The sequence below is a fragment of the Mesorhizobium sp. M0761 genome, assembly GCF_040320205.1.
Lineage (GTDB): Bacteria > Pseudomonadota > Alphaproteobacteria > Rhizobiales > Rhizobiaceae > Mesorhizobium.
In genome coordinates this window covers 1-22625 of the sequence record NZ_JAMYPF010000037.1, presented here as the reverse complement: position 1 = coordinate 22625, position 22625 = coordinate 1, and the positions used below count along the sequence as shown (strand labels likewise).

Here is a 22625-nt window from a genome sequence, read left to right as displayed (position 1 = left end):
TCAGCGACGTCTTGCCATGATCGACGTGGCCAATCGTGCCAATGTTCACATGAGGCTTGTTACGCTCGAATTTACCTTTTGCCATGTGATGTCTCCAATCTGCTCGCCCGTACGGGCCTTGAATTAAGTTACCGATGCAACCCGCTGGGGTTACGCGTATTTCTTCTGGACTTCCTGGGCGACCGCGGTCGGCACAGGCTCATAGTGATCGAACTGCATCGTGTAGGCCGCGCGGCCCTGGCTCATCGAGCGCAGGTTGTCGACATACTTGAACATGTTGGCCAGCGGCACCATCGCGTTGATGACGACAGCCACGCCACGCGCTTCCTGGCCCTGGATCTGGCCGCGACGGCCGTTCAGGTCGCCGATGACGCTGCCGACATAGTCTTCCGGCGTCACGACTTCGACCTTCATGATCGGCTCGAGCAGCTGCACGCCAAGCTTGGGTGCGGCTTCACGGAAGCAGGCGCGGCCGGCGATTTCGAAGGCCAGAACGCTGGAGTCCACATCGTGGTAAGCGCCGTCGATAAGCGTCGCCTTGACGCCGATCATCGGGAAGCCCGCGAACGGACCCGACGACATGACGCTGTTGATGCCCTTTTCGACACCCGGGATGTATTCCTTGGGAACCGCACCGCCGACAATCTTGGTCTCGAACTCGAACTCCGAGCTTTCCGGGTTCGGTTCGAACACGATCTTGACGCGGGCGAACTGACCGGTACCGCCGGTCTGCTTCTTGTGGGTGTAGTCTTGCTCGTGCCTGCGGGTGATCGTCTCGCGGTAAGCCACCTGCGGCGCGCCGACATTGGCCTCGACCTTGAACTCGCGACGCATGCGGTCGACGATGATGTCGAGGTGAAGCTCGCCCATGCCCGAAATGATGGTCTGGCCGCTTTCCTCGTCGGTCTTGACGCGGAAGGACGGATCCTCGGCGGCCAGGCGGTGAAGGGCGAGGCCCATCTTTTCCTGGTCGTTCTTGGTCTTCGGCTCGATGGCGATCTGGATGACCGGATCGGGGAATTCCATGCGCTCGAGGATGACCGGGTGCAGCGGATCGCTGAGCGTGTCGCCGGTGGTCGTGTCCTTGAGGCCAGCCAGAGCAACGATGTCGCCGGCAAAGGCTTCTTCGACGTCGGCGCGCGAATTCGCATGCATCTGCAGCATGCGGCCGATGCGCTCTTTCTTGCCCTTGACGGTGTTATCGACCGAGATGCCCTTGGTCAGCTTGCCCGAATAGATGCGGGCAAAGGTCAGCGAACCGACAAACGGGTCGTTCATGATCTTGAAGGCCAGCATCGACAGCGGCTCGTTGTCGTCGGCATGACGCTCGATCTCGGCGTCGGTCTTGGCGTCGACGCCCTTGATGGCGGGAACATCGGCCGGCGACGGCAGGTATTCGACGACGGCGTCGAGCAGCGGCTGCACGCCCTTGTTCTTGAAGGCCGAGCCACAGAACATCGGGTAGAACTTGACCGCGATGGTGCCCTTGCGGATCAGCGCGCGGATCTCGTCATTCGACGGCATCTTGCCTTCGAGGTAATTCTCGAGTGCCGTCTCGTCCATTTCGACAGCGGCTTCGATCATCTTCTCGCGGTATTCTTCGGCGCGAGCCTGCAGGTCGGCCGGGATCTCGACGACGTCCCAGGCAGCGCCCAGCGTCTCGTCGCGCCAGACCAGCGCGTTCATCTCGACGAGATCGACGACACCCTTGAACTCGGTCTCAGCGCCGATCGGCAGTTGCATGACGACGGCATGCGCACCAAGACGCGAGCCGATCATCTCGACCGAGCGGTAGAAGTCGGCGCCGATCTTGTCCATCTTGTTGCAGAAGATCATCCGCGGAACTTTATACTTGTCGGCCTGGCGCCAGACGGTTTCCGTCTGCGGCTCAACACCGGCATTGGCATCGAGCAGCGCAATGGCGCCGTCGAGCACGCGCAGCGAACGCTCGACTTCGATGGTGAAGTCGACGTGTCCGGGAGTGTCGATGATGTTGAAGCGGTACATCTTGCCGCTGCGACCCTTCCAGAAGGTCGTGGTGGCGGCGGACGTGATGGTGATGCCGCGCTCCTGCTCCTGCTCCATCCAATCCATGGTGGCAGCGCCGTCGTGGACTTCGCCGATCTTGTGCGACTTGCCCGTGTAATAGAGGACGCGCTCGGTGGTCGTCGTCTTGCCGGCGTCAATATGCGCCATGATACCGAAATTGCGGTAGTCTTCGATTTTGTATTCGCGGGCCATCTTGGATGCCTTCTCAGTCTCGTTCGCGCTTTACCAGCGGTAGTGTGCGAAAGCGCGGTTGGCTTCAGCCATCTTGTGGGTGTCTTCACGCTTCTTCACGGCGGTGCCGCGGTTGTTAGCCGCGTCCATCAGCTCGCCGGAGAGGCGGTCGACCATGGTGGTCTCGTTGCGGTTGCGGGCCGCGGCGATCAGCCAGCGGATCGCCAGGGCCTGGCGGCGCTCGGGGCGCACATCGACCGGAACCTGGTAGGTAGCGCCGCCGACGCGGCGCGACCGGACTTCCACATGCGGCGCGACATTGTCGAGCGCCTGATGGAAGACGGTGACCGGCTCCTGCTTGGTCTTCGACTGAACCTGGTCGAGCGCACCGTAGACGATGGTCTCGGCAACCGACTTCTTGCCGTCATACATGACGGCGTTCATGAACTTGGTGACGATCAGATCGCCGAACTTCGGGTCCGGATTGATCTCACGCTTTTCTGCACTGTGACGACGCGACATGGCTTTTGTCTCTCAATCTCGTAGCCCGACGCATTCAAGCAGCGCCAGGGCCGGAAAATCTTACTTCGGACGCCCCTTACTTCGGACGCTTGGCGCCGTACTTCGAACGGCGCTGCTTGCGGTTCTTCACGCCCTGCGTGTCGAGCACGCCGCGGATGATGTGGTAGCGCACGCCCGGAAGATCCTTGACGCGGCCGCCGCGGATCATGACCACGGAGTGTTCCTGAAGGTTGTGGCCTTCGCCGGGGATGTAGCCGATCACTTCAAAGCCGTTGGTCAGGCGGATCTTGGCCACCTTGCGCAGTGCCGAGTTCGGCTTCTTCGGCGTCGTTGTATAGACGCGCGTGCAGACGCCCCGCTTCTGCGGGTTCTGCTGCATGGCCGGGACCTTGTTGCGCTTCACTGGCGCAATGCGCGGCTTGCGGATCAGCTGGTTGACGGTAGGCATTAAACCCTCTTGTCTCTCAATTCCGTGTCTCGCCCGGTCAGGGCCGCTCAAAGCGCCAATTCCATACGCAAATTCGGGCCATAAACCGCGCCTCGCGGTCCTGCCCGAACAAAATGCAGAGGAAGCGGGAACCGCTTCATGCGCGCCGGAAATGTCTTTTCGCTCGTAAAACGAACCCTGTTTGAGGCAAACTCCAAGGCGTGTCGCTTCGGAAGGGAGAGCCTCACATCGGTTCTGACTGGGCGGCTTCTACTCGCAAGACCGTGAACCGTCAACCCCGGCACGCCAAATATTGCGCGCTGACGACGGCTTGGCAGCCATGCGAAAAACGCATGTAATTTTCTTTCTTCATTTTGCAAGGCAGAGGAAGAAAGTGACCCGCGCAGACAAGAAAGTGACCGGCTTTTGGCTGTCATGCGCGGGTTCTTCATGGCAAAAGGCGCCATGGACAGCGCAAATCCCCTCGCCCGCACCCGTCTCAAAAGGAATCAGCCCGTGAACGACAATGAGGAGCGCCCGGTCACCATCATCACCGGCCGCGTCTGGAAAAAGAAGGGCGGCAAGCCGGAAGGCGTCCATGTGATGCTGGTTGCGCCCGACGACGATTCGGCCGTGCGCCGGGCGCTCGAATCGCTCGCCGCCGAAGGCTATGCCGAAGCTGAGCTCGACCAGATCGGCGATATCGAGGGCGTACCCGACGAGGAGCCGCATCTGTCGGCCTTCCAGGGCGCGCTCGAAGGCGAAGTGTCGATCGTTACGTTCGAGGTTCCGCTCTGAGCGTCGCCGGCTGCTTGCGCCTGTCACCGCGCCGGCTTGCCCGGCACCGGTTCTCTGCTAAGAACCGGGCGACTTAACCAGCCAAATTCGAATCCGCGGAGTTCCCATGCCCTCGAACAATGGTCCCATCAAGCTCGGCATCGTCGGCGTCGGCAAGATCGTGCGCGACCAGCATCTGCCGGCAGTGGCCAAGGATGCGGACTACCGCCTCATCGCCGCCGCCAGCCGGCACGGCAAGGTGGACGGCATCCCGAATTTTCCGACCATCGAGGCGATGCTCGACGCGGTGCCGGAACTCGAGGCCGTGTCGCTGTGCATGCCGCCGCAGTTCCGCTACGACGCGGCACGCACCGCGCTAATAGCGAAGAAGCATGTTTTCCTGGAGAAGCCGCCGGGCGCTACGGTCAGTGAGGTCGAGGACCTGAAGCAGCTGGCGGCAGCCAATGGCGTTTCATTGTTCGCCAGCTGGCATTCGCGCTACGCGCCGGCAGTGGAGGCCGCGCGCGCCTTCCTAGCGGCGGCCAAGGTCAACTCGGCTGCTATCGTCTGGAAGGAAGATGTCCGCCGCTGGCATCCGAACCAGGATTGGATCTGGGCGCCGGGCGGTTTCGGCGTCTTCGATCCCGGCATAAACGCACTGTCGATCGCAACCCACATCCTGCCGGCGATGTTCATCACCTCGGCCGTCCTCGACTTCCCGGAAAACCGCGCCTCGCCTGTGGCGGCCCACGTGACCTTCCGTACCTCGGATGGGTTGCCGGTGACCATGGAGCTCGACTGGCTGCAGACGGGACCACAGAGCTGGGACATCCTGGCCGACACCGACAAGGGCAAGATGGTGCTGTCCGGCGGCGGCACCAAGCTCGCCATCGACGGCAAGGTGGTTCACGACGAGCCGGAGGCCGAATATCCCCAGCTTTACCGGCGCTTCGCTGAAATCGTACCCGCCGGCGTCTCCGATGTCGATTTGGCACCCCTGCAGCACGTGGCCGACGCCTTCATGCTCGGCAAGCGCAATGTGGTGGAAGCGTTCTTCGATTGAGCGATGAGTTCTGCCGGACCGCAGTCCGGACACTCACCATGCAGCCTTACTCGACGATCGCAATCGCAAAGCCGTCATAGCCTTTGGCGCCGACGGTCTGGATGGCGGTGCCGTCCAGGCGCTTGTCGCCGCCGATGAAGGAAAACGCACCGCGTGCGCCTTCGACATACGCGTCACGGCCATCGTCGTTGAGCACGGTGCCGTCGCGGATGACGTTGTCGCAGATGATGACCGTCCCCGGCCGCGACAGGCGCATGGCCCATGACAGATAATTCGGATTGTTCGGCTTGTCGGCGTCGATGAAGATCAGATTGAACGGAGCGGCATTTTCGGCAACCAGCGTCTCAAGCGACTGAAGCGCGGGGCCGATCCTGAGCTCGACCTTGTCCGACACCCCTGCCCGCTCGAGATTCGAGTGCGCGACTTTTGCATGATGCGGCTCGAGTTCGAGCGTCACGATCTTGCCGCCGACGGGCAATCCCCTTGCCATCCAGATGGTCGAGTAGCCGCCGAGCGTGCCGATCTCCAGCACCTTCCTGGCGCCGCTGATGCGGACCAGCAGCGACAGCAGCTTGCCCTGCGCCGGCGATACGTCGATGGCCGGCAGGCCCTGGTCGCGGTTGGCCGCAAGCACCGCTTCGAGGATGGGATCTGCCTCGAAGAGAGAGGAAACGATGTAGTCGTCGACGTCAGTCCAAACCTTCTTGCTCATGTTTTCCTCGATTCGATTGGGGGTCAAAACGCGAAAAGGGGCCACTGGGGCCCCCTTCCTTCTTCTCGTCCTACCGCGCTTACTGCGCGGCGTTGACCATGTCGGTCAGCATCGGCTCGGCGACCTCGACACCGGAGGCCTTGCGGCGCTCGTCGATGATCAGTTCGTCGCGCGAGGTGGCGATGCGCCGGATCTGGCTCATCGTGCCGCCGGTACCGGCCGGGATCAGCCGGCCGACGATGACGTTTTCCTTCAGGCCCTGCAGCATGTCGGTCTTGCCGGCAACCGCAGCTTCGGTCAGCACCCTGGTCGTCTCCTGGAAGGAGGCGGCCGAGATGAAGGAAGGCGTCTGCAGCGAGGCCTTGGTTATGCCCAGCAGCACCGGCTGGCCTTCGGCCGGCTTCTTGCCGTCCTCGACCAGGCGCTCGTTGACCTCTTCCAGTTCGATCACGTCGACGTGGTCGCCCGGAATGTAGGTCGAGTCGCCCTGCACCGTGATCTCGACCTTCTGCAGCATCTGGCGAACGATCACCTCGATGTGCTTGTCGTTGATCGACACGCCCTGCAGACGGTAGACTTCCTGGATTTCGTTCACGAGGTAGGAAGCAAGTGCTTCCACGCCCTTGATCGCCAGGATGTCGTGCGGCGCCGGATTGCCGTCGAGGATGTAGTCGCCCTTTTCGATGACGTCGCCGTCCTGGAGATGGAACGGCTTGCCCTTCGGGATCAGGTATTCGACCGGCTCAAGCGTCGAGTCATGCGGCTCGATGATGATGCGGCGCTTGTTCTTGTAGTCGCGGCCGAAGCGGATCGTGCCATCGATCTCGGCGATGATGGCGTGATCCTTCGGACGACGTGCCTCGAACAGCTCGGCAACACGCGGCAGACCGCCGGTGATGTCCTTGGTCTTCGCGCTTTCCATCGGGATACGCGCCAAAACGTCGCCGGGACGAACCTGCGAACCCGGCTCGACCGAAAGAATGGCCTCGACCGAGAGCAGGAAGCGGGCGTCGCCGCCCTTCGACAGCTTGCCGACCTTGCCCTTGGGGTCAAGGATGGCGATCGCCGGCTTGAGGTCGTTGCCGCGTGGCGTCGAGCGCCAGTCGATGACCTCGCGCTTGGTGATGCCGGTCGATTCGTCGGCCGTTTCCTGAACGGAAATGCCGTCGACCAGATCCTCGTACGACACCTTGCCCTCGATTTCGGTGAGGACGGGGCGGGTATAGGGATCCCATTCGGCGATACGCTGGCCGCGCTTCACCTTGTCGCCATCGTCCACGAAGATGCGCGAACCATAGGTAAGGCGATGCGAGGCACGCTCCTTGCCGGCTTCGTCGAGGATCAGCACCGCCATGTTGCGGCCCATGACCATCTGCTGGCCGTCCGAGTTGCGCACCACGTTGCGGTTGCGGATCTCGACCTTGCCCTCATACGAGGCTTCAAGGAACGAACTGTCCACCACCTGCGCCGTACCGCCCATGTGGAAGGTACGCATGGTGAGCTGGGTGCCCGGCTCGCCGATCGACTGCGCCGCGATGACGCCGACGGCTTCGCCCTGGTTGACCGGGGTGCCGCGGGCAAGATCGCGTCCGTAGCAGACCGCGCACACGCCGATCCTGACCTCACAGGTCAGTGCCGAGCGAATGCGGACCGACTGCACGCCGGCCTTTTCGATCTTTTCCACGTCACGTTCGTCCATCAGCGTTCCGGCCTTGACCAGAACCTCGCCCGAAACCGGATGCGTGATGTCGTCGAGCGAGGTGCGGCCCAGCACGCGCTGGCCGACCGAAGCGACGACCTGACCGGCATCGACGATCGGCTGCATGGTGAGGCCCTTGTCGGTGCCGCAATCCACGGAGTTGACGATGCAGTCCTGCGCCACGTCGACCAGACGACGGGTGAGGTAGCCCGAGTTCGCCGTCTTCAAGGCGGTGTCGGCCAGACCCTTGCGGGCGCCGTGGGTCGAGTTGAAGTACTCGAGCACGGTCAGGCCTTCCTTGAAGTTCGAGATGATCGGCGTCTCGATGATTTCACCCGAGGGCTTTGCCATCAGGCCGCGCATGCCGGCGAGCTGACGCATCTGGGTGGGCGAACCACGCGCACCCGAATGCGACATCATGTAGATCGAGTTCATCGGCTTTTGACGGCCACTGTCCTCGAACTCGACGGCCTTGATGCGGGCCATCATCTCGTCGGCGACCTTTTCCGAGCACTTGGCCCAGGCGTCGACGACCTTGTTGTACTTCTCGCCCTGAGTGATCAGGCCGTCATTGTACTGCTGCTCGTATTCCTTGGCCAAAGCTTCGGTGTCGGAAACCAGCTTGATCTTGGCGTCCGGGATCAGCATGTCGTCCTTGCCGAACGAAATGCCGGCGCGGCAGGCGTGGCTGAAGCCGAGGGCCATGATGCGGTCGCAGAAAATGACCGTCTCCTTCTGACCGCAGTGGCGGTAGACGGTGTCGATCATCTTGGAGATGTTCTTCTTGGTCATCTCCTGGTTGGCGGTCTCGTAAGGCACGTTGACGTTCTTCGGCAGCAGTTCGCCGATGATCATGCGGCCAGGCGTGGTGTCGTAGATTTTCGACACGACCTTGCCTTCGGCGTCGACCGTGCGGAAGCGACCCTTGATCTTGGAGTGCAGCGTCACCGCCTTGGTCTCGAGCGCATGCTGGAGTTCGCCCATGTCGGCAAACACCATGCCTTCGCCCGGCTCGTTCTGATTGACGATCGAGAGATAGTAGAGACCCAGGACCATGTCCTGCGACGGCACGATGATCGGCGCGCCGGAAGCCGGGTGCAGGATGTTGTTGGTCGACATCATCAGCACGCGGGCTTCAAGCTGCGCTTCCAGCGACAGCGGCACGTGAACGGCCATCTGGTCGCCGTCGAAGTCGGCGTTGAAGGCCGTGCAGACCAGCGGATGCAGCTGGATCGCCTTGCCTTCGATCAGGATCGGCTCGAACGCCTGGATGCCGAGGCGGTGCAGCGTCGGCGCACGGTTCAGCAGCACCGGATGCTCGCGAATGACCTCGTCGAGGATATCCCAGACTTCCGGACGCTCCTTCTCGACCAGCTTCTTGGCCTGCTTGACGGTCGAGGAGAACCCCTTGGCGTCGAGGCGGGCGTAGATGAACGGCTTGAACAGTTCGAGCGCCATCTTCTTCGGCAGGCCGCATTGGTGCAGCTTGAGCTCCGGACCGGTGACGATGACCGAACGGCCCGAATAGTCGACGCGCTTGCCGAGCAGGTTCTGGCGGAACCGGCCCTGCTTGCCCTTCAACATGTCGGACAGCGACTTCAGCGGACGCTTGTTGGCGCCGGTGATGACGCGGCCGCGACGGCCGTTGTCGAACAGCGCATCGACGGCTTCCTGCAGCATGCGCTTTTCATTGCGCACGATGATGCCGGGGGCGCGCAGCTCGATCAGCCGCTTCAGACGGTTGTTGCGGTTGATGACGCGGCGATAGAGATCGTTCAGGTCGGACGTCGCGAAACGTCCACCATCCAGAGGAACCAGCGGGCGCAGGTCCGGCGGGATCACCGGAACCACCTTCATGATCATCCATTCCGGACGGTTGCCGGACTCCATGAAGTTCTCGACGACCTTGAGCCGCTTCAGATACTTCTTCTGCTTCAGCTCGGACGTGGTCGAAGCCAGTTCCGAACGCAGGTCGCCGGCGATCTTCTCCAGGTCCATGCCGGCCAGAAGGTCATGAATGGCCTCGGCACCGATCATGGCGGTGAACGAATCCTCGCCATATTCGTCGACGGCGATCATGTACTCTTCCTCGCTGAGCAGCTGGTGCTCCTTCAGCGCGGTGAGGCCAGGCTCGGTGACGATGTAGTTCTCGAAGTAGAGGACGCGCTCGATGTCCTTCAGCGTCATGTCGAGCAGTGTGCCGATGCGCGACGGCAGCGACTTCAGGAACCAGATGTGAGCGACAGGTGCCGCCAGCTCGATGTGGCCCATGCGTTCGCGGCGAACGCGCGACAGCGTGACTTCGACGCCGCACTTTTCGCAGATGACGCCCTTGTACTTCATGCGCTTGTACTTGCCGCACAGGCATTCATAGTCCTTGATCGGGCCAAAAATGCGCGCGCAGAACAGACCGTCACGCTCCGGCTTGAAGGTGCGGTAGTTGATGGTCTCCGGCTTCTTGATCTCGCCGAACGACCAGGACAGAATCTTCTCAGGGCTGGCGAGCGATATCCGGATGGAATCGAACACCTGCGCCGGCGCCTGCGGATTGAAGAGATTCATGACCTCTTGGTTCATGCCGTTCTCCTTTTCGGGGTCCTCGAAAACCCCTTGCATCTAACGCGGGCCAAATGCCCGCTGAGTGGTCGGCCCACTGGCCGTAGAATTTGTTGCATCCGGTCGCGGCGTTCCGCGACCGGATGTCTTGCTTACTCGGCCGCGCCCCTATTCGGCAGCATCTGGCAGCCGGACAGGGTTGTCGTCGAGCTTGGTGTTCTCCAGCTCGACATTGAGGCCGAGAGACCGCATTTCCTTGACGAGCACGTTGAAGCTCTCGGGAATGCCGGCCTCGAACGTGTCGTCGCCGCGCACGATCGCCTCGTAGACCTTGGTGCGGCCGGCGACATCGTCCGACTTCACCGTCAGCATTTCCTGCAGCGTGTAGGCGGCGCCATAGGCCTCCAGCGCCCAGACCTCCATTTCGCCGAAGCGCTGGCCACCGAACTGCGCCTTGCCGCCCAGCGGCTGCTGGGTAACGAGCGAGTACGGACCGATCGAACGCGCGTGGATCTTGTCGTCCACCAGGTGGTGAAGCTTGAGCATATAGATATAGCCCATCGTCACCTTGCGATCGAACGGCTCGCCGGTGCGTCCGTCATAGAGCTGCGACTGACCGCTGGTGTGCAGGCCCGCCTGCTCCAGCATGATGTTGATGTCGACTTCATGCGCGCCGTCGAACACCGGTGTCGCGATGGAGACGCCGCGGCGCATCTGCTCGCTGAGGCGAACGATGCTCTCGTCGTCATATTCGCGGACCGGCTCGTTGCGGTCGTTGGCCGGGATGAAGCTCTCGAGCGTCTTGCGCAACGGCTTGATGTCTCCAGCCGTCTTGTAGGCGTCGATAAGCTCGCCGATCTTCTTGCCCATGCCCGCGCATGCCCAGCCCAGATGCGTTTCCAGGATCTGGCCGACATTCATGCGGCTCGGCACACCCAGCGGGTTGAGCACGATATCGGCATGCGTGCCGTCCTCGAGGAAAGGCATGTCCTCGACCGGAACGATCCGCGACACGACACCCTTGTTGCCGTGACGTCCCGCCATCTTGTCGCCCGGCTGCATCTTGCGCTTCACGGCCACGAAGACCTTGACCATCTTCATGACGCCCGGAGGCATTTCGTCGCCGCGCTGGACCTTCTCGACCTTGTCCATGAAGCGCTGCTCGAGCGCCTTCTTTGAATCGTCGTACTGGCCACGCAGGGCTTCCAGTTCGCTCTGGAGCTTTTCGTTCTCCACCGCAAACTGCCACCACTGCGAACGCGGATACTCGTCAAGCGTGTCCTTCGACAGCTTCGAGCCCTTCTTGAAGCCCTTCGGCCCGGCAATCGCTTCCTTGCCGACGAGAACGTCGGAAAGGCGCGAATAGACGTTGCGGTCGAGGATCGCCTGCTCGTCGTCGCGGTCCTTGGCGAGGCGTTCGATCTCCTCGCGTTCGATCGCCATGGCGCGCTCGTCCTTCTCGACGCCGTGGCGGTTGAAGACGCGCACTTCGACGACTGTGCCGAAGGTGCCCGGAGGCATGCGCATCGAGGTGTCGCGAACGTCGGACGCCTTTTCACCGAAGATGGCGCGCAGGAGCTTTTCTTCCGGCGTCATCGGGCTTTCGCCCTTCGGCGTGATCTTGCCGACCAGGATGTCGCCCGGCTGCACTTCCGCGCCGATATAGACGATGCCGGCTTCGTCGAGGTTCTTCAGCGCTTCTTCCGAAACGTTCGGAATGTCGCGTGTGATTTCCTCCGGTCCAAGCTTGGTGTCGCGGGCCATGACCTCGAATTCCTCGATGTGGATCGAGGTGAAGACGTCGTCGGCCACGATGCGCTCGGAGAGCAGGATCGAGTCCTCGTAGTTGTAGCCGTTCCACGGCATGAACGCGACCAGCACGTTGCGGCCGAGCGCCAGATCGCCGAGCTCGGTCGACGGACCGTCGGCGATGATGTCGCCCTTGTTGACGCGGTCGCCCATGCGCACCAGCGGACGCTGGTTGATGCAGGTGTTCTGGTTCGAACGCTGGAACTTCATCAGCCGGTAGATGTCGACGCCAGACTTGCCGGGATCGAGATCTTCCGTGGCGCGGATGACGATACGCGTCGCGTCCACCTGGTCGACGATGCCGCCGCGGCGGGCGCCGATGGCGGCACCCGAGTCACGGGCAACGATCGGCTCCATGCCGGTGCCGACGAACGGCGCTTCGGCGCGCACCAGCGGCACGGCCTGACGCTGCATGTTGGAGCCCATCAGCGCGCGGTTGGCGTCGTCGTTCTCGAGGAACGGGATCAGCGCCGCGGCCACGGACACCATCTGCTTGGGCGACACGTCCATCAGATCGACGTTTTCGCGCGGCGCCATCATCACTTCGCCGGCGCTGCGGCAAATGACGAATTCGTCGACGAAACCACCATTCTTGTCGAGCTCGGCATTGGCCTGCGCAACGTGGTGCTTAGACTCTTCCATAGCGGAGAGATAGACGACCTCATTGGTCAGCTTGCCATTGACGATCTTGCGGTACGGGCTTTCGATGAAGCCGTACTTGTTGACGCGCGCGAAGGTCGCCAGCGAGTTGATCAGACCGATGTTCGGGCCTTCCGGCGTCTCGATCGGGCAGATGCGGCCGTAATGCGTCGGGTGCACGTCACGCACTTCGAAGCCGGCGCGCTCGCGGGTCAGACCGCCCGGTCCAAGTGCCGACAGGCGGCGCTTGTGGGTGATCTCCGACAGTGGGTTGGTCTGATCCATGAACTGCGACAGCTGCGAGGAACCGAAGAACTCGCGCACGGCGGCAGCCGCCGGCTTGGCGTTGATCAGGTCCTGCGGCATCACCGTATCGATCTCGATCGAGGACATACGTTCCTTGATCGCGCGCTCCATGCGCAGCAGGCCGACGCGGTACTGGTTCTCCATCAGCTCGCCGACGGAACGCACGCGGCGGTTGCCGAGATTGTCGATGTCGTCGATCTCGCCCTTGCCGTCGCGCAGTTCGACCAGCGTCTTGACCACCGCCAGGATGTCGTCCTTGCGCAGCACGCGCACGGTGTCCTCAGCCTTGAGCTCGAGGCGCATGTTCATCTTGACGCGGCCGACGGCCGACAGGTCGTAGCGCTCCGAGTCGAAGAACAGCGAGTTGAACATGGCTTCGGCGGTTTCAAGCGTCGGCGGCTCGCCCGGGCGCATGACACGGTAGATGTCGAACAGTGCGTCCTGGCGGCTCTCGTTCTTGTCGACGTTGAGCGTATTGCGGATGTAGGCGCCGACATTGACGTGGTCGATGTCGAGAACCTTGATCTCGCTTTCGCCCGTGCCGAGCAGCACCTTCAGCGTCTTTTCGTCGATCTCGTCGCCGGCTTCGAGGAAAATCTCTCCGGTGCCGTAGTTGACGATGTCCTCGGCCAGGTAATTGCCGAGCAGATCCTCGTCGGTCGCCTTGATCGCCTTCAGACCCTTTTCGCCAAGCGCTCTTGCCTGGCGGGCGGTGATCTTCTTGCCGGCCTCGACGACAACTTCGCCTGTGTCGGCATCGACGAGGTCGCCAACGGCCTTGAGGCCGCGGAAACGCTCGACGTTGAACGGGATGCGCCAGTGGTCGCCGGCGCGCTTGTAGGTGATCTTGTTGTAGAAGGTCGACAGGATCTCTTCGCCGTCCATGCCGAGCGCCATCAAGAGCGACGTCACCGGAATCTTGCGGCGGCGGTCGATGCGGGCGTGCACGACGTCCTTGGAATCGAATTCGATGTCGAGCCACGAACCGCGATAGGGAATGACGCGTGCAGCAAACAGAAGCTTGCCCGAGGAGTGCGACTTGCCCTTGTCATGGTCGAAGAAGACGCCCGGCGAACGGTGCATCTGCGAGACGATGACGCGCTCGGTGCCGTTAACGATGAAGGTGCCGTTGAGCGTCATGAGCGGCATGTCGCCCATATAGACGTCCTGCTCCTTGATGTCCTTGATCGACTTTGCGCCGGTATCCTCGTCGATATCGAACACGATGAGGCGCAGCGTCACCTTGAGTGGCGCGGCATAGGTCAGGTCGCGCTGACGGCATTCGTCAACGTCGAATTTCGGTCCTTCGAACTCGTACTTCACGAACTCCAGCATCGAGGAGCCGGAGAAATCGGAGATCGGGAAAACCGACTTGAAAACGGCCTGCAGTCCCTCGTCCGGACGCCCACCCTTGGGCTCCGCCACCATCAGGAACTGGTCATAGGATGCTTTTTGAACCTCGATCAGGTTCGGCATCTCCGCAACTTCCGGAATCTTTCCGAAGAATTTGCGTACGCGTCTGCGGCCATTGAAAGTCTGGGTCTGGGCCATCGTCGCTCCTTAGCTATAAACTCGGGGCGAGCCTCGCCGCGGCTCACCTTGCATGCGCGGCCACCTCGGCGGCGGCCCCTGATCTGTTTCCCGCCGCCTGGCGGCGACGGCTAAAACGGGAGAAAACCCGTTTCCTGAAGGCCGGTTTCGGCCCTCAGGAAAGAGGTTCTCGTACATCTCGCGCTACGCATCCTCCCCTCTGATGAAGGGAGTGGCGGACGGCGCGAGGCCGCCCGCCGCTTTTACGCTTACTTCAGGTCGACCTTGGCGCCGGCTGCTTCCAGCTGGGCCTTGAACTTCTCAGCGTCAGCCTTGGAAACGGCTTCCTTGACCGGCTTCGGAGCTGCTTCGACCAGATCCTTGGCTTCCTTGAGGCCCAGGCCGGTGATGGCGCGGACTTCCTTGATGACGTTGATCTTCTGAGCGCCTGCCTCGGTGAGGACGACGTCGAATTCCGTCTTTTCCTCAGCCGGAGCAGCAGCAGCGGCAGCGCCGCCGGCAGCGGCAACCGCCACCGGAGCAGCAGCCGAAACGCCCCACTTTTCTTCCAGAAGCTTCGACAGCTCGGCCGCCTCGAGGACGGTCAGCTTCGAAAGGTCGTCTACGATCTTTGCCAGATCAGCCATTGTTGTATTCCTTCATCAGGTTCGAACGTGTGTTTGTGATAGCGAGGAACGGCCTCATGCCGCCTCGTCCTTCCGGGCGTAAGCGCCGATGACGCGCGCGACCGAAGCCGCTGGCGCATTGACGATCTGGGCGATCCGGGTTGCCGGCGTGGCGATCATGCCAACCAGCCTGGCGCGCAGCTCATCGAGCGACGGAAGTGTGGCGAGTGCCTTCACACCGTCGGCGTTGAGCGAGGTGGTGCCCATTGCGCCGCCGAGAATGACCAACTTGTCATTTCCCTTGGCGAAATCGGACGCGACCTTCGGCGCCGCAATCGGATCCTCCGAATAAGCGATCAGCGTCTGTCCCTTGAACAGGTCGATGATCGATGCGGAGTCCGTGCCCTGAAGAGCGATTTTGGCGAGACGGTTCTTCGCGACTTTGACGGTGCCACCGGCAGCGCGCATTTTCGACCGAAGGTCGTTCATTTGCGCGACGGTGATACCGGCGTAGTGGGCCACGACGACTGAACCAGCGCCTGCAAAAGCACCATTCAGGCCCGTGACGAGTTCGCGTTTTTCCGCTCTGTCCACTGCCTATCTCCAGTTGACCCCTGCCCCGCTAGTGGGACAGGCGTCGGGTTGCCTTTTTGCCGGCCGGGCCATCCATTACAGATCTCCCGAACGACGCTCGAGGATCCTGCCCCCTTTCGCCACATCGACGGCAAGCCGGAGATGCGCAGACAAAAGGCAAACACGGTTCGAACCTTTCATTGGAGCTTGTCGCTCCGTTGTCCGGTTTTCACCCGTCTCATGCAGGCCCAATTCAATTAAGGCTTCTGGGCCGCCTGCAATCTCGGACAGGATGTCCGGAAGCCTCTCGACTTCCGGTACCGGGCCGCCGACAAGTCGGAGGCCCGGAATTCACTTGCGGATCAGCGCGTTGGCAGCCGATCCAGATGTTCGTATCAAGACGCTGCGAGCGTCGAGACGTCGAGCTTGAGGCCCGGGCCCATCGTCGAGGTGACCGACACCTTCTTGACGTAGTTGCCCTTGGCGCCAGCCGGCTTTGCCTTGGTCACGGCATCGGCGAAGGCGCGGACGTTTTCTTCCAGCGCCTTGACGTCGAACGAGACCTTGCCGACGCCGGCATGAACGATGCCGGCCTTCTCGACGCGGAACTCGACAGCGCCGCCCTTCGATGCCTTGACGGCGGCGGCGACGTCGGTGGTGACGGTGCCGACCTTCGGGTTCGGCATCATGCCGCGCGGGCCGAGCACCTTGCCCAGACGGCCAACCAGCGGCATCATGTCCGGCGTGGCGATGCAGCGATCGAAGTCGATCGTGCCCTTCTGGACGATGTCGACCAGATCCTCGGCACCGACGATGTCGGCGCCGGCGGCGCGAGCCTCATCGGCCTTGCCGCCACGTGCGAACACGGCGACGCGGACCGAGCGGCCGGTGCCGTTCGGCAGGTTGACCACGCCGCGGACCATCTGGTCGGCATGGCGCGGGTCGACGCCGAGGTTCATCGCAACTTCGATGGTCTCGTCGAACTTCACCGTCGAACGGTCCTTGAGCAGCTTCAGCGCCTCACCAAGGGCATAGGCCTTGTTGGGGTCGATGCCGTCACGGGACTTCGATACACGCTTTGCAATCTTTGCCATGATCTCAGCCCACCACTTCCAGACCCATCGAGCGGGCGGAGCCCTCGACCATGCGCATGGCCGCCTCGACGTCGTTTGCGTTCAGATCCTTCATCTTCTGTTCGGCGATGGCGCGCACCTTGTCGCGGCCGATCGTGCCGGCCTTGATCTTGCCCGGCTCTTTCGAACCTGACGTCAAGTTCGCCGCCTTTTTCAGGAAGTAGCTCACCGGCGGCGTCTTCATGACGAAGGTGAAGGACTTGTCCTGGTAATAGGTGATGACGACCGGGATCGGCGATCCCTTTTCCATTTCCTGGGTCTGCGCGTTGAACGCCTTGCAGAATTCCATGATGTTGATGCCGCGCTGACCAAGTGCCGGGCCGATCGGCGGAGACGGCGTAGCCGATCCCGCTTTGACCTGGAGCTTGAGCTGGCCTGCAATTTTCTTAGCCATCTCTTTCCTGCCTTTATCTCATGCCGGCCCCAGTATCGGGAACACCGGCGGTTGCAGTCTGGTGGTGCGGTCCGCGCAGCCGGCTAAAGCCGCATTCGCCTCCCACCCGTTCATGGCCGCGCGCTTTCCGCGCCGCCTCCCCTTGCCGGCGAACCGGCGCAGGGTTTTCGGATCAGCCCTTTTCGACCTGTCCGAATTCCAGATCGACCGGCACGGCGCGCCCGAAGATCGAAACTTCCACCTTGAGCCGCGCCCGCTCCTCGTCCACTTCCTGGACGAAACCGTTGAACGAGGCGAACGGACCATCCGAAACGCGGATCGCCTCGCCGATCTCGAAAGTGACCGAGGGCTTCGGCCGCTCGACGCCTTCCTGAACCTGGTTCAGGATGCGTTGCGCCTCGGCTTCGGTGATCGGCACCGGCTTGGAGTCACCGAGAAAGCCGGTGACCTTCGGCGTGTTCTTGACCAGCGAGAACACCGCATCGGTCAGATTGGCCTTGAGCAACACATAGCCCGGAAAGAACTTGCGCTCGGCATCGACCTTGCGGCCGCGGCGGATCTCGACGACCTTCTCGGTCGGCACCACGATCTGCTCGATATCGGCGGACAGGCCCTTCTGCTTGGCCTTGTTTTCAATGTCCTCGGCGACCTTCTTTTCGAAGTTCGAATAGGCGTGGACGATGTACCAGCGCGCGGTCATTTCAAGACTTCTCCGTAATCGCCGGACTTAATGGCCGAGGCTCAGTAACCGCTCGATCGCGTAGCCCATGGCCACGTCGGCGGTGAAGAAAAAGATCATCGCGATGACCGCGAATACGAGCACCATCACCGTCGAGATCATCGTCTCCCGGCGCGACGGCCAAGTCACCTTGGCAGTCTCCGCGCGGACCTGCTGGAGAAAGACGAAAGGATTTGTGGTTTTCGAAGCCATATGCCGCTCTGTCTTCAAGACCCGTTGGCCGGGTCTCCTGGATGATCCCGCTGGCCGGGACGTGCCGCCTGGGTTCAAGTCGGCGCCGAATCAGCGCCATTTCGCCCATGCAAATCGGACGCGTAAAGCCGGCTTCCCAGCTCCACGCGTCGCGTGTCTGTTGTGTCTACATAAAACCGATTCTTGATCCACGCAAGTGGCAAGTGTCCGTTTTATGACCAAACGCCGCCTCGGAACCATCCAGTCGTCCCGTCCCGGCTATCGGGGCCTTATGCCTCAGTTCGCCCAATATGGCAAGCCACCTGCCGTTTTTCAATGCAGACCCCATTCCAGGGGTGCATCCGGAAATCAGGCACGTGATTACAAGTTCGAGGAAATGGCGTTGCGGACGAACCTGCGACCTGCTGTTTTGGAAACCAAATGAAGCGCACGCAAGATTGGAATCCAGCTGCCCATGCCGAGGCAGCTGGATCAACCCAAGGTTAGCTCAGGCGCAGGCGAGTTCGACCCCGGCCACTGCGCCGATTCCGCGTGGTGGGCGTGGGCGCGGCGCGATCACTGCCGGGCACGGGGGCGGGTCGTCGTCATCGTCGGGGCCGAAAGAACGGCCACTATGCCGCCAAGCTTTGAGAACGCTGCGGCGCGAGGAGGGTCGCCAAGGCAGCACCCGGCCTGAAGTCTCTTTCCCCAGCGTGGGTTTCTCATCCAGAGCCTTCAACGCCCTCAGAATCTGGTCGACAGGGATTACCGTGCCGTTGTCCAGGCGGCGCAAGGCAGGCTGGTTTTCCACCGCGCAGGCATCGGACGCCCACGAGGAAAGCAGTGCCCGCTTTTCTCCACGACTGAGGCGTGGATGGTTGATGACGTTGTCTGGATTGTCGAGCAGGCACAAAGAAGTTTCAATTTTGCCCGAGCGTGCCGCAGAAAGTGTCGGTGTCTCGTAGAAGTTGTCCATCTCCATTCTCCGCAATCTGGGCCTCCCGGCCGAAGCCGGGAGGCGGACCGCAGGGATAACTGAATCGGTACGATTAGGCCGCTTTGCGGGTGCGTTCCGTATCCTGGGCGATCTGCTTGCCGCCCACCTGAGCGTCGCCGGCCCCGATGCTGATGCGGCGCGGCTTCAGCTCTTCGGGAATCTCACGGACGATGTCGATGGTCAGGAGACCCTTCTCAAGGTTTGCTGCCTTGATCTTCATGTGGTCGGCAAGCTTGAACGTCTGCCTGAAACTGCGGTAGGCGATGCCCTGGTGCAGCAGCTGGCGTCCGCTCTGGTCATCAACCTTCTGGCCTACCACGACCAGTTCGGGTCCATGCTGGGTCAGCTCAACCTCATCCTGGCTGAAGCCTGCGATGGCCATCGAGATACGGTAATCGTTCTCGTCGACCTTCTCGATGTTATAGGGCGGCCAGTCCGGACGCGTGCCGCTGTCGAGCATGTCAAAAAGCCGGTCGAAACCGACGGTGGTCCGATAGAGAGTATCAAAGGTTCTCATAGCCACATCCTCCTTGAAGCAACATGGGTACAAGGGCGCCGCCCAGCAGCGCCGCCTTTTGCCAAGCCAATCGGCCTCGGCGGGAAACGAATTAGGAAGGGCCGAAAACGGGTTCAAGAGCCCTGTTCAGAAAATTTCAGAAGCCAGGCCAGCATCCCGCTTCCAATAATTCGCAGCCGCTGAAAAGCGGCCGGCGGCAGCAAAATAGGCCTATTCTGAATTGTGAACGCAAATGGCAATTGGCTCGCCAATGGCAGTTGAATCAAGGAAATCGGTTCGTGGAAATACGCCGACTTCGGCATTGCGCATCAGCGCTCTCGCTCTGCGCATGCCTTCGGAACGTCCCTCGTCGAGTACGCGGCTTCAGCCCAACCAAACGAGGAGCCAAAACAAGGCGTTTCTAAAATGCCGGATTCCAACGAGGAAAATGGCACGGGCAGCAGGGCTCGAACCTACGACCTGCGGTTTTGGAGACCGCCGCTCTACCAACTGAGCTATGCCCGTACGCGCGTTTCAGCGCAGGCGCTTCCTAAAAGCTTCCGGGCGCGCTGTAAAGAGTTGTCTGACGCGCTTTCAGATCCTTTGCCGGAAATCCGGATAGGTGATGACCAGCCCGTCCCTGCCGATCTCGATTTTTCGCCTGCCTGAAGCCGCATGCCGGCGCTCAGCCCCCGGCCGGAGGCTTGTACGGTCCGCCCGGCACACCCCAGCCCCAGGCCGGCATCGGTTCGGTCTGCGGGTCGCAAGTCTCGCCGAGGGCAGAGTTCATCTTGGCCAGCCGCGATCCCCATTCGACATAGCCGATGAAGGCGGAGCGGAATTCGGGATCGTCCGGCAACCCGACCGCATCGGCGGCATCGGCAAGCAGGCTGATCCAGCGGCGGCGCTGTTCCTCCGTCAAATGCTTGCCGAGATGATGCATGACCATCTCGCGGTGACCGCCAAATTTCTCGCTGTAGGTCTTCGGCCCGCCAAAAACCTCGCCGATAAAGGCCGCGACATGCGCGGGATGATCCGGCGACATGTGTTTGAACACCGGGCCGACCACCGGGTCGCGGGACACCTTGTCGTAAAAGGTTTCCGTCAGCCGATTGAGGGCTTCGATGCCGCCGGCCCATTCGTAGAGTGTCGGGATATCCTGGCTCATTCTCGATCCTCCCCCGGGCGACGCCTGCCACGACGATAGCGGAGAAATCGGGCATGGCTCAACCTGCCTCGATGGCGAGTGTGAACCCGCCGCCCTAAAATTTGGCGGGCGATTCGGCGTGATGTCGCTTGCCGGCGTCGCCTTCCTCGGCTCCAGCACGCCCATCCGACTCCTTTCGCTTCCATGACGATAGGGCACGATCAGCCATTGGACGACGGCACCACGCGGCAATTCTCAGGTTTCGGCGCCGATTTGCAGATGCTGGACCCCGTCAGCGCATCCACCGACTGGCGCCCGGTCGTCAGGCCGACCTTCAGCATCATGTCGGGTTCGAGCTGACGCTCGACCGAACTGCCCTGGAGCGCCCTGAACAAAGCGGGGCTGATCGCCATCTCGTCGAGGTAGGACCTGACCGCCTGCTTTTGCCCCATCAGATAGAGGCTGAGCCGCGCCTGGGAACCAACAAGCCGTCTGGCGCCACCGGCCAGCATGAGCGCGCAGGCCGAATCGCAGTCGCCGTCGCCATCGACGCTCAGTCCGGCATAGGCGCCGTCCTTGGCCAGGCAATTCCACTCTGCCGGGTCGCAGCCGACGAAATCGGTGCGGGCAACGGCAACGTCGAGCTTCCTTTCATGGATAAGCCGCCCCGCCGCCAGGGCGCCGGAGAGGTCTCCGCCTCGCGAGCTGATCACCACCGGCAGCCGCCGGTTGCCAAGCGTGGCGAGCAATTGGCTGAGTTTCTGCGGCGTCTCGGGCGTAATCGCGCCTTGCGCTGCAATCCATTCCGGGCAGTCGGGATTGCAGAGCGGGTTGCTGCCGCGAACCACGACAAAGCGCATGCCGTCATCGTGCGGTGCGCTCTCCGGCTTCACCGGCAGCGGCGCAGCCTTTGCCACGTCCGGCAGGCCGCCGGCTGGCTTGTTCTCCGGTATTTCCCGGCAATTCGGAGCCGGAAGGTCCAGCCTGCACAGGCTTGCGCTGGTCAGCAGATCTGCAGCGTCTTCGCTGGTGACCAGCTTCATTGTCAGCATGTCGCTGAGGTCGATCTGCTGGATGTCGCTGGCCGGCGTGCTCTTCATCGTCTCGATAATGCTGAGGTCGACACCCATCTCCTTGAAATAGGCGGACAGCTTGCGCTCCACCCCCTTGCTCATCTCGTAGGTCTTGTAGCTGCGGGTGTTCTTGCGGCTGACGACCTTCTTGCTGATGACCCGCTTCTTGCCTTTCACGATCCGGTAGCGGACCTGATATTGCACGTTCATCTGCACGATCGTGGTGGTGATCTGGTGGACGCCGAGATAGGCCAGCGGCCCGACCAGGCGCCTGGTGCCGCCGGCCAGCATCATTGGACAAGCGGATGCGCAATAGCTGCCGAGCACATAGGGGCTGCCGATATAGTGCGCGCCTCTGGCGTCGTTCTCCTTGCAGTTTTTCACCCCTGGCTCGCAGCCGACGAACCAGGTCCTGCCGACCGCGATGTCGAGCTTGTTCTTGCGTATCATCCGGCCCATGGCGATGGCTGCATCGACATCGCCGCCGGGAGAGTTGATGACGATCGGCAATTTGCGGCCGCCGAGCGTTTTCAGGGCAGCCTTGAGCAGCGCCGGCGACTTGGCCGATATCGCACCCTCGGCCGATATCCATTCCGGACAGCTCGGCTCACAGCCCGCCGCGTCGCTGCGCACGACGACGAACCGCATCGGCGGATCCGGATCCGGCTCTGAATTTTTTGTCTCGGCCGCCAAGGCGGCAGTGCCCATGGCAAACATCGACACCAGGCAGATCAGCCCCAGTGCCCACCATGACCGACTATTCAAACGGTGCTGTGGAACCATCCGACCAAGCCCTCAATGCAATCTATACTGTAGAGGCTCACAGACTTGCAACAGAGATTGGGACCCCAAAACAGGCACATCTGGCCAACGAAAAAGGGGCGGCCCGAGGGCCGCCCCTATCCGTTTCGATCCGGCGATGCCGGGCTCGATTACTCTTTGATGGTGACGACGATGCCGGCACCGACGGTGCGGCCGCCTTCACGGATGGCGAAGCGCAGCTTCTCTTCCATGGC

At 61.9% G+C, this 22625-nt stretch carries 19 protein-coding genes and 1 tRNA gene; 2 read left to right on the top strand and 18 right to left on the bottom strand.

The features are described from left to right. Nucleotides 1–150 precede the first annotated feature (150 nt). From fusA to rpsL, 3 genes are all read right to left on the bottom strand, one after another. Nucleotides 151–2241: an elongation factor G gene (gene fusA, locus NKI32_RS31150; protein WP_023667430.1), complete on the bottom strand. Its 2091-nt coding sequence runs from the start codon at nucleotides 2239–2241 to the stop codon at nucleotides 151–153. 30 nt (nucleotides 2242–2271) lie between these two features. Next, complete coding sequence (rpsG, locus tag NKI32_RS31145) at nucleotides 2272–2742, bottom strand: 30S ribosomal protein S7 (RefSeq protein ID WP_008875664.1); 471 nt, start codon at nucleotides 2740–2742, stop codon at nucleotides 2272–2274. A 76-nt stretch (nucleotides 2743–2818) separates the two neighbouring features. Further along, nucleotides 2819–3190, bottom strand: coding sequence for a 30S ribosomal protein S12 (rpsL, locus tag NKI32_RS31140; RefSeq protein WP_006333356.1), 372 nt, complete (start codon nucleotides 3188–3190; stop codon nucleotides 2819–2821). 495 nt (nucleotides 3191–3685) lie between these two features. Between rpsL and NKI32_RS31135 the strand changes: the two genes are divergently transcribed. Both NKI32_RS31135 and NKI32_RS31130 read left to right on the top strand, forming a co-directional pair. Continuing rightward, nucleotides 3686–3967: a transcriptional regulator gene (locus NKI32_RS31135; RefSeq protein WP_023740279.1), complete on the top strand. Its 282-nt coding sequence runs from the start codon at nucleotides 3686–3688 to the stop codon at nucleotides 3965–3967. 106 nt (nucleotides 3968–4073) lie between these two features. Then, the gene (locus NKI32_RS31130; protein ID WP_353005172.1) at nucleotides 4074–5009 is read left to right on the top strand and encodes a Gfo/Idh/MocA family protein; all 936 of its coding nucleotides are present in this window, start codon (nucleotides 4074–4076) and stop codon (nucleotides 5007–5009) included. A gap of 46 nt (nucleotides 5010–5055) precedes the next feature. On the opposite strand, the gene NKI32_RS31125 is transcribed toward NKI32_RS31130, so the two are convergent. The 15 genes from NKI32_RS31125 to NKI32_RS31055 all read right to left on the bottom strand — a co-directional run. Beyond that, nucleotides 5056–5721 (bottom strand): O-methyltransferase, encoded by a 666-nt coding sequence (locus NKI32_RS31125; RefSeq protein ID WP_353005170.1) that lies wholly within the window; start codon nucleotides 5719–5721, stop codon nucleotides 5056–5058. Between the two features lie 79 nt (nucleotides 5722–5800). After that, entirely contained in the window at nucleotides 5801–9997 is a 4197-nt protein-coding gene (gene rpoC / locus NKI32_RS31120) for a DNA-directed RNA polymerase subunit beta' (RefSeq protein WP_023667434.1), read from the bottom strand. Between the two features lie 147 nt (nucleotides 9998–10144). Then, nucleotides 10145–14281 carry a DNA-directed RNA polymerase subunit beta gene (gene rpoB, locus NKI32_RS31115; RefSeq protein ID WP_023686024.1) on the bottom strand — a complete coding sequence of 1379 codons (4137 nt, stop codon included), beginning with the start codon at nucleotides 14279–14281 and terminating at the stop codon, nucleotides 10145–10147. Between the two features lie 248 nt (nucleotides 14282–14529). After that, complete coding sequence (gene rplL / locus NKI32_RS31110) at nucleotides 14530–14907, bottom strand: 50S ribosomal protein L7/L12 (protein WP_023667436.1); 378 nt, start codon at nucleotides 14905–14907, stop codon at nucleotides 14530–14532. Between the two features lie 54 nt (nucleotides 14908–14961). Continuing rightward, on the bottom strand, nucleotides 14962–15480 hold the full coding sequence (rplJ, locus tag NKI32_RS31105) for a 50S ribosomal protein L10 (RefSeq protein WP_023667437.1): 519 nt from the start codon (nucleotides 15478–15480) through the stop codon (nucleotides 14962–14964). Nucleotides 15481–15854: 374 nt separating this feature from the next. Then, a complete protein-coding gene (gene rplA, locus NKI32_RS31100; protein ID WP_023667438.1) occupies nucleotides 15855–16553 on the bottom strand; it encodes a 50S ribosomal protein L1 in 699 nt (232 codons plus the stop codon). Nucleotides 16554–16557: 4 nt separating this feature from the next. After that, nucleotides 16558–16986 (bottom strand): 50S ribosomal protein L11, encoded by a 429-nt coding sequence (gene rplK / locus NKI32_RS31095; protein WP_006333334.1) that lies wholly within the window; start codon nucleotides 16984–16986, stop codon nucleotides 16558–16560. Between the two features lie 172 nt (nucleotides 16987–17158). Then, complete coding sequence (nusG, locus tag NKI32_RS31090) at nucleotides 17159–17686, bottom strand: transcription termination/antitermination protein NusG (protein WP_006333333.1); 528 nt, start codon at nucleotides 17684–17686, stop codon at nucleotides 17159–17161. 27 nt (nucleotides 17687–17713) lie between these two features. Next, nucleotides 17714–17917: a preprotein translocase subunit SecE gene (gene secE, locus NKI32_RS31085; protein WP_023667439.1), complete on the bottom strand. Its 204-nt coding sequence runs from the start codon at nucleotides 17915–17917 to the stop codon at nucleotides 17714–17716. Between the two features lie 487 nt (nucleotides 17918–18404). After that, nucleotides 18405–18872 carry a hypothetical protein gene (locus NKI32_RS31080; RefSeq protein WP_023725782.1) on the bottom strand — a complete coding sequence of 156 codons (468 nt, stop codon included), beginning with the start codon at nucleotides 18870–18872 and terminating at the stop codon, nucleotides 18405–18407. 73 nt (nucleotides 18873–18945) lie between these two features. Beyond that, nucleotides 18946–19410 carry an Hsp20 family protein gene (locus NKI32_RS31075; protein WP_352917058.1) on the bottom strand — a complete coding sequence of 155 codons (465 nt, stop codon included), beginning with the start codon at nucleotides 19408–19410 and terminating at the stop codon, nucleotides 18946–18948. Nucleotides 19411–19838: 428 nt separating this feature from the next. Continuing rightward, nucleotides 19839–19914: transfer RNA gene (locus NKI32_RS31070), tRNA-Trp, on the bottom strand. 160 nt (nucleotides 19915–20074) lie between these two features. Next, nucleotides 20075–20557 (bottom strand): group II truncated hemoglobin, encoded by a 483-nt coding sequence (locus tag NKI32_RS31065; RefSeq protein ID WP_023823284.1) that lies wholly within the window; start codon nucleotides 20555–20557, stop codon nucleotides 20075–20077. Nucleotides 20558–20757: 200 nt separating this feature from the next. Further along, nucleotides 20758–22392 (bottom strand): COG3904 family protein, encoded by a 1635-nt coding sequence (locus NKI32_RS31060; protein ID WP_353005166.1) that lies wholly within the window; start codon nucleotides 22390–22392, stop codon nucleotides 20758–20760. 149 nt (nucleotides 22393–22541) lie between these two features. Then, on the bottom strand, nucleotides 22542–22625 hold an 84-nt coding region (locus NKI32_RS31055), incomplete at its 5' end, for an EF-Tu C-terminal domain-related protein (RefSeq protein WP_455749504.1).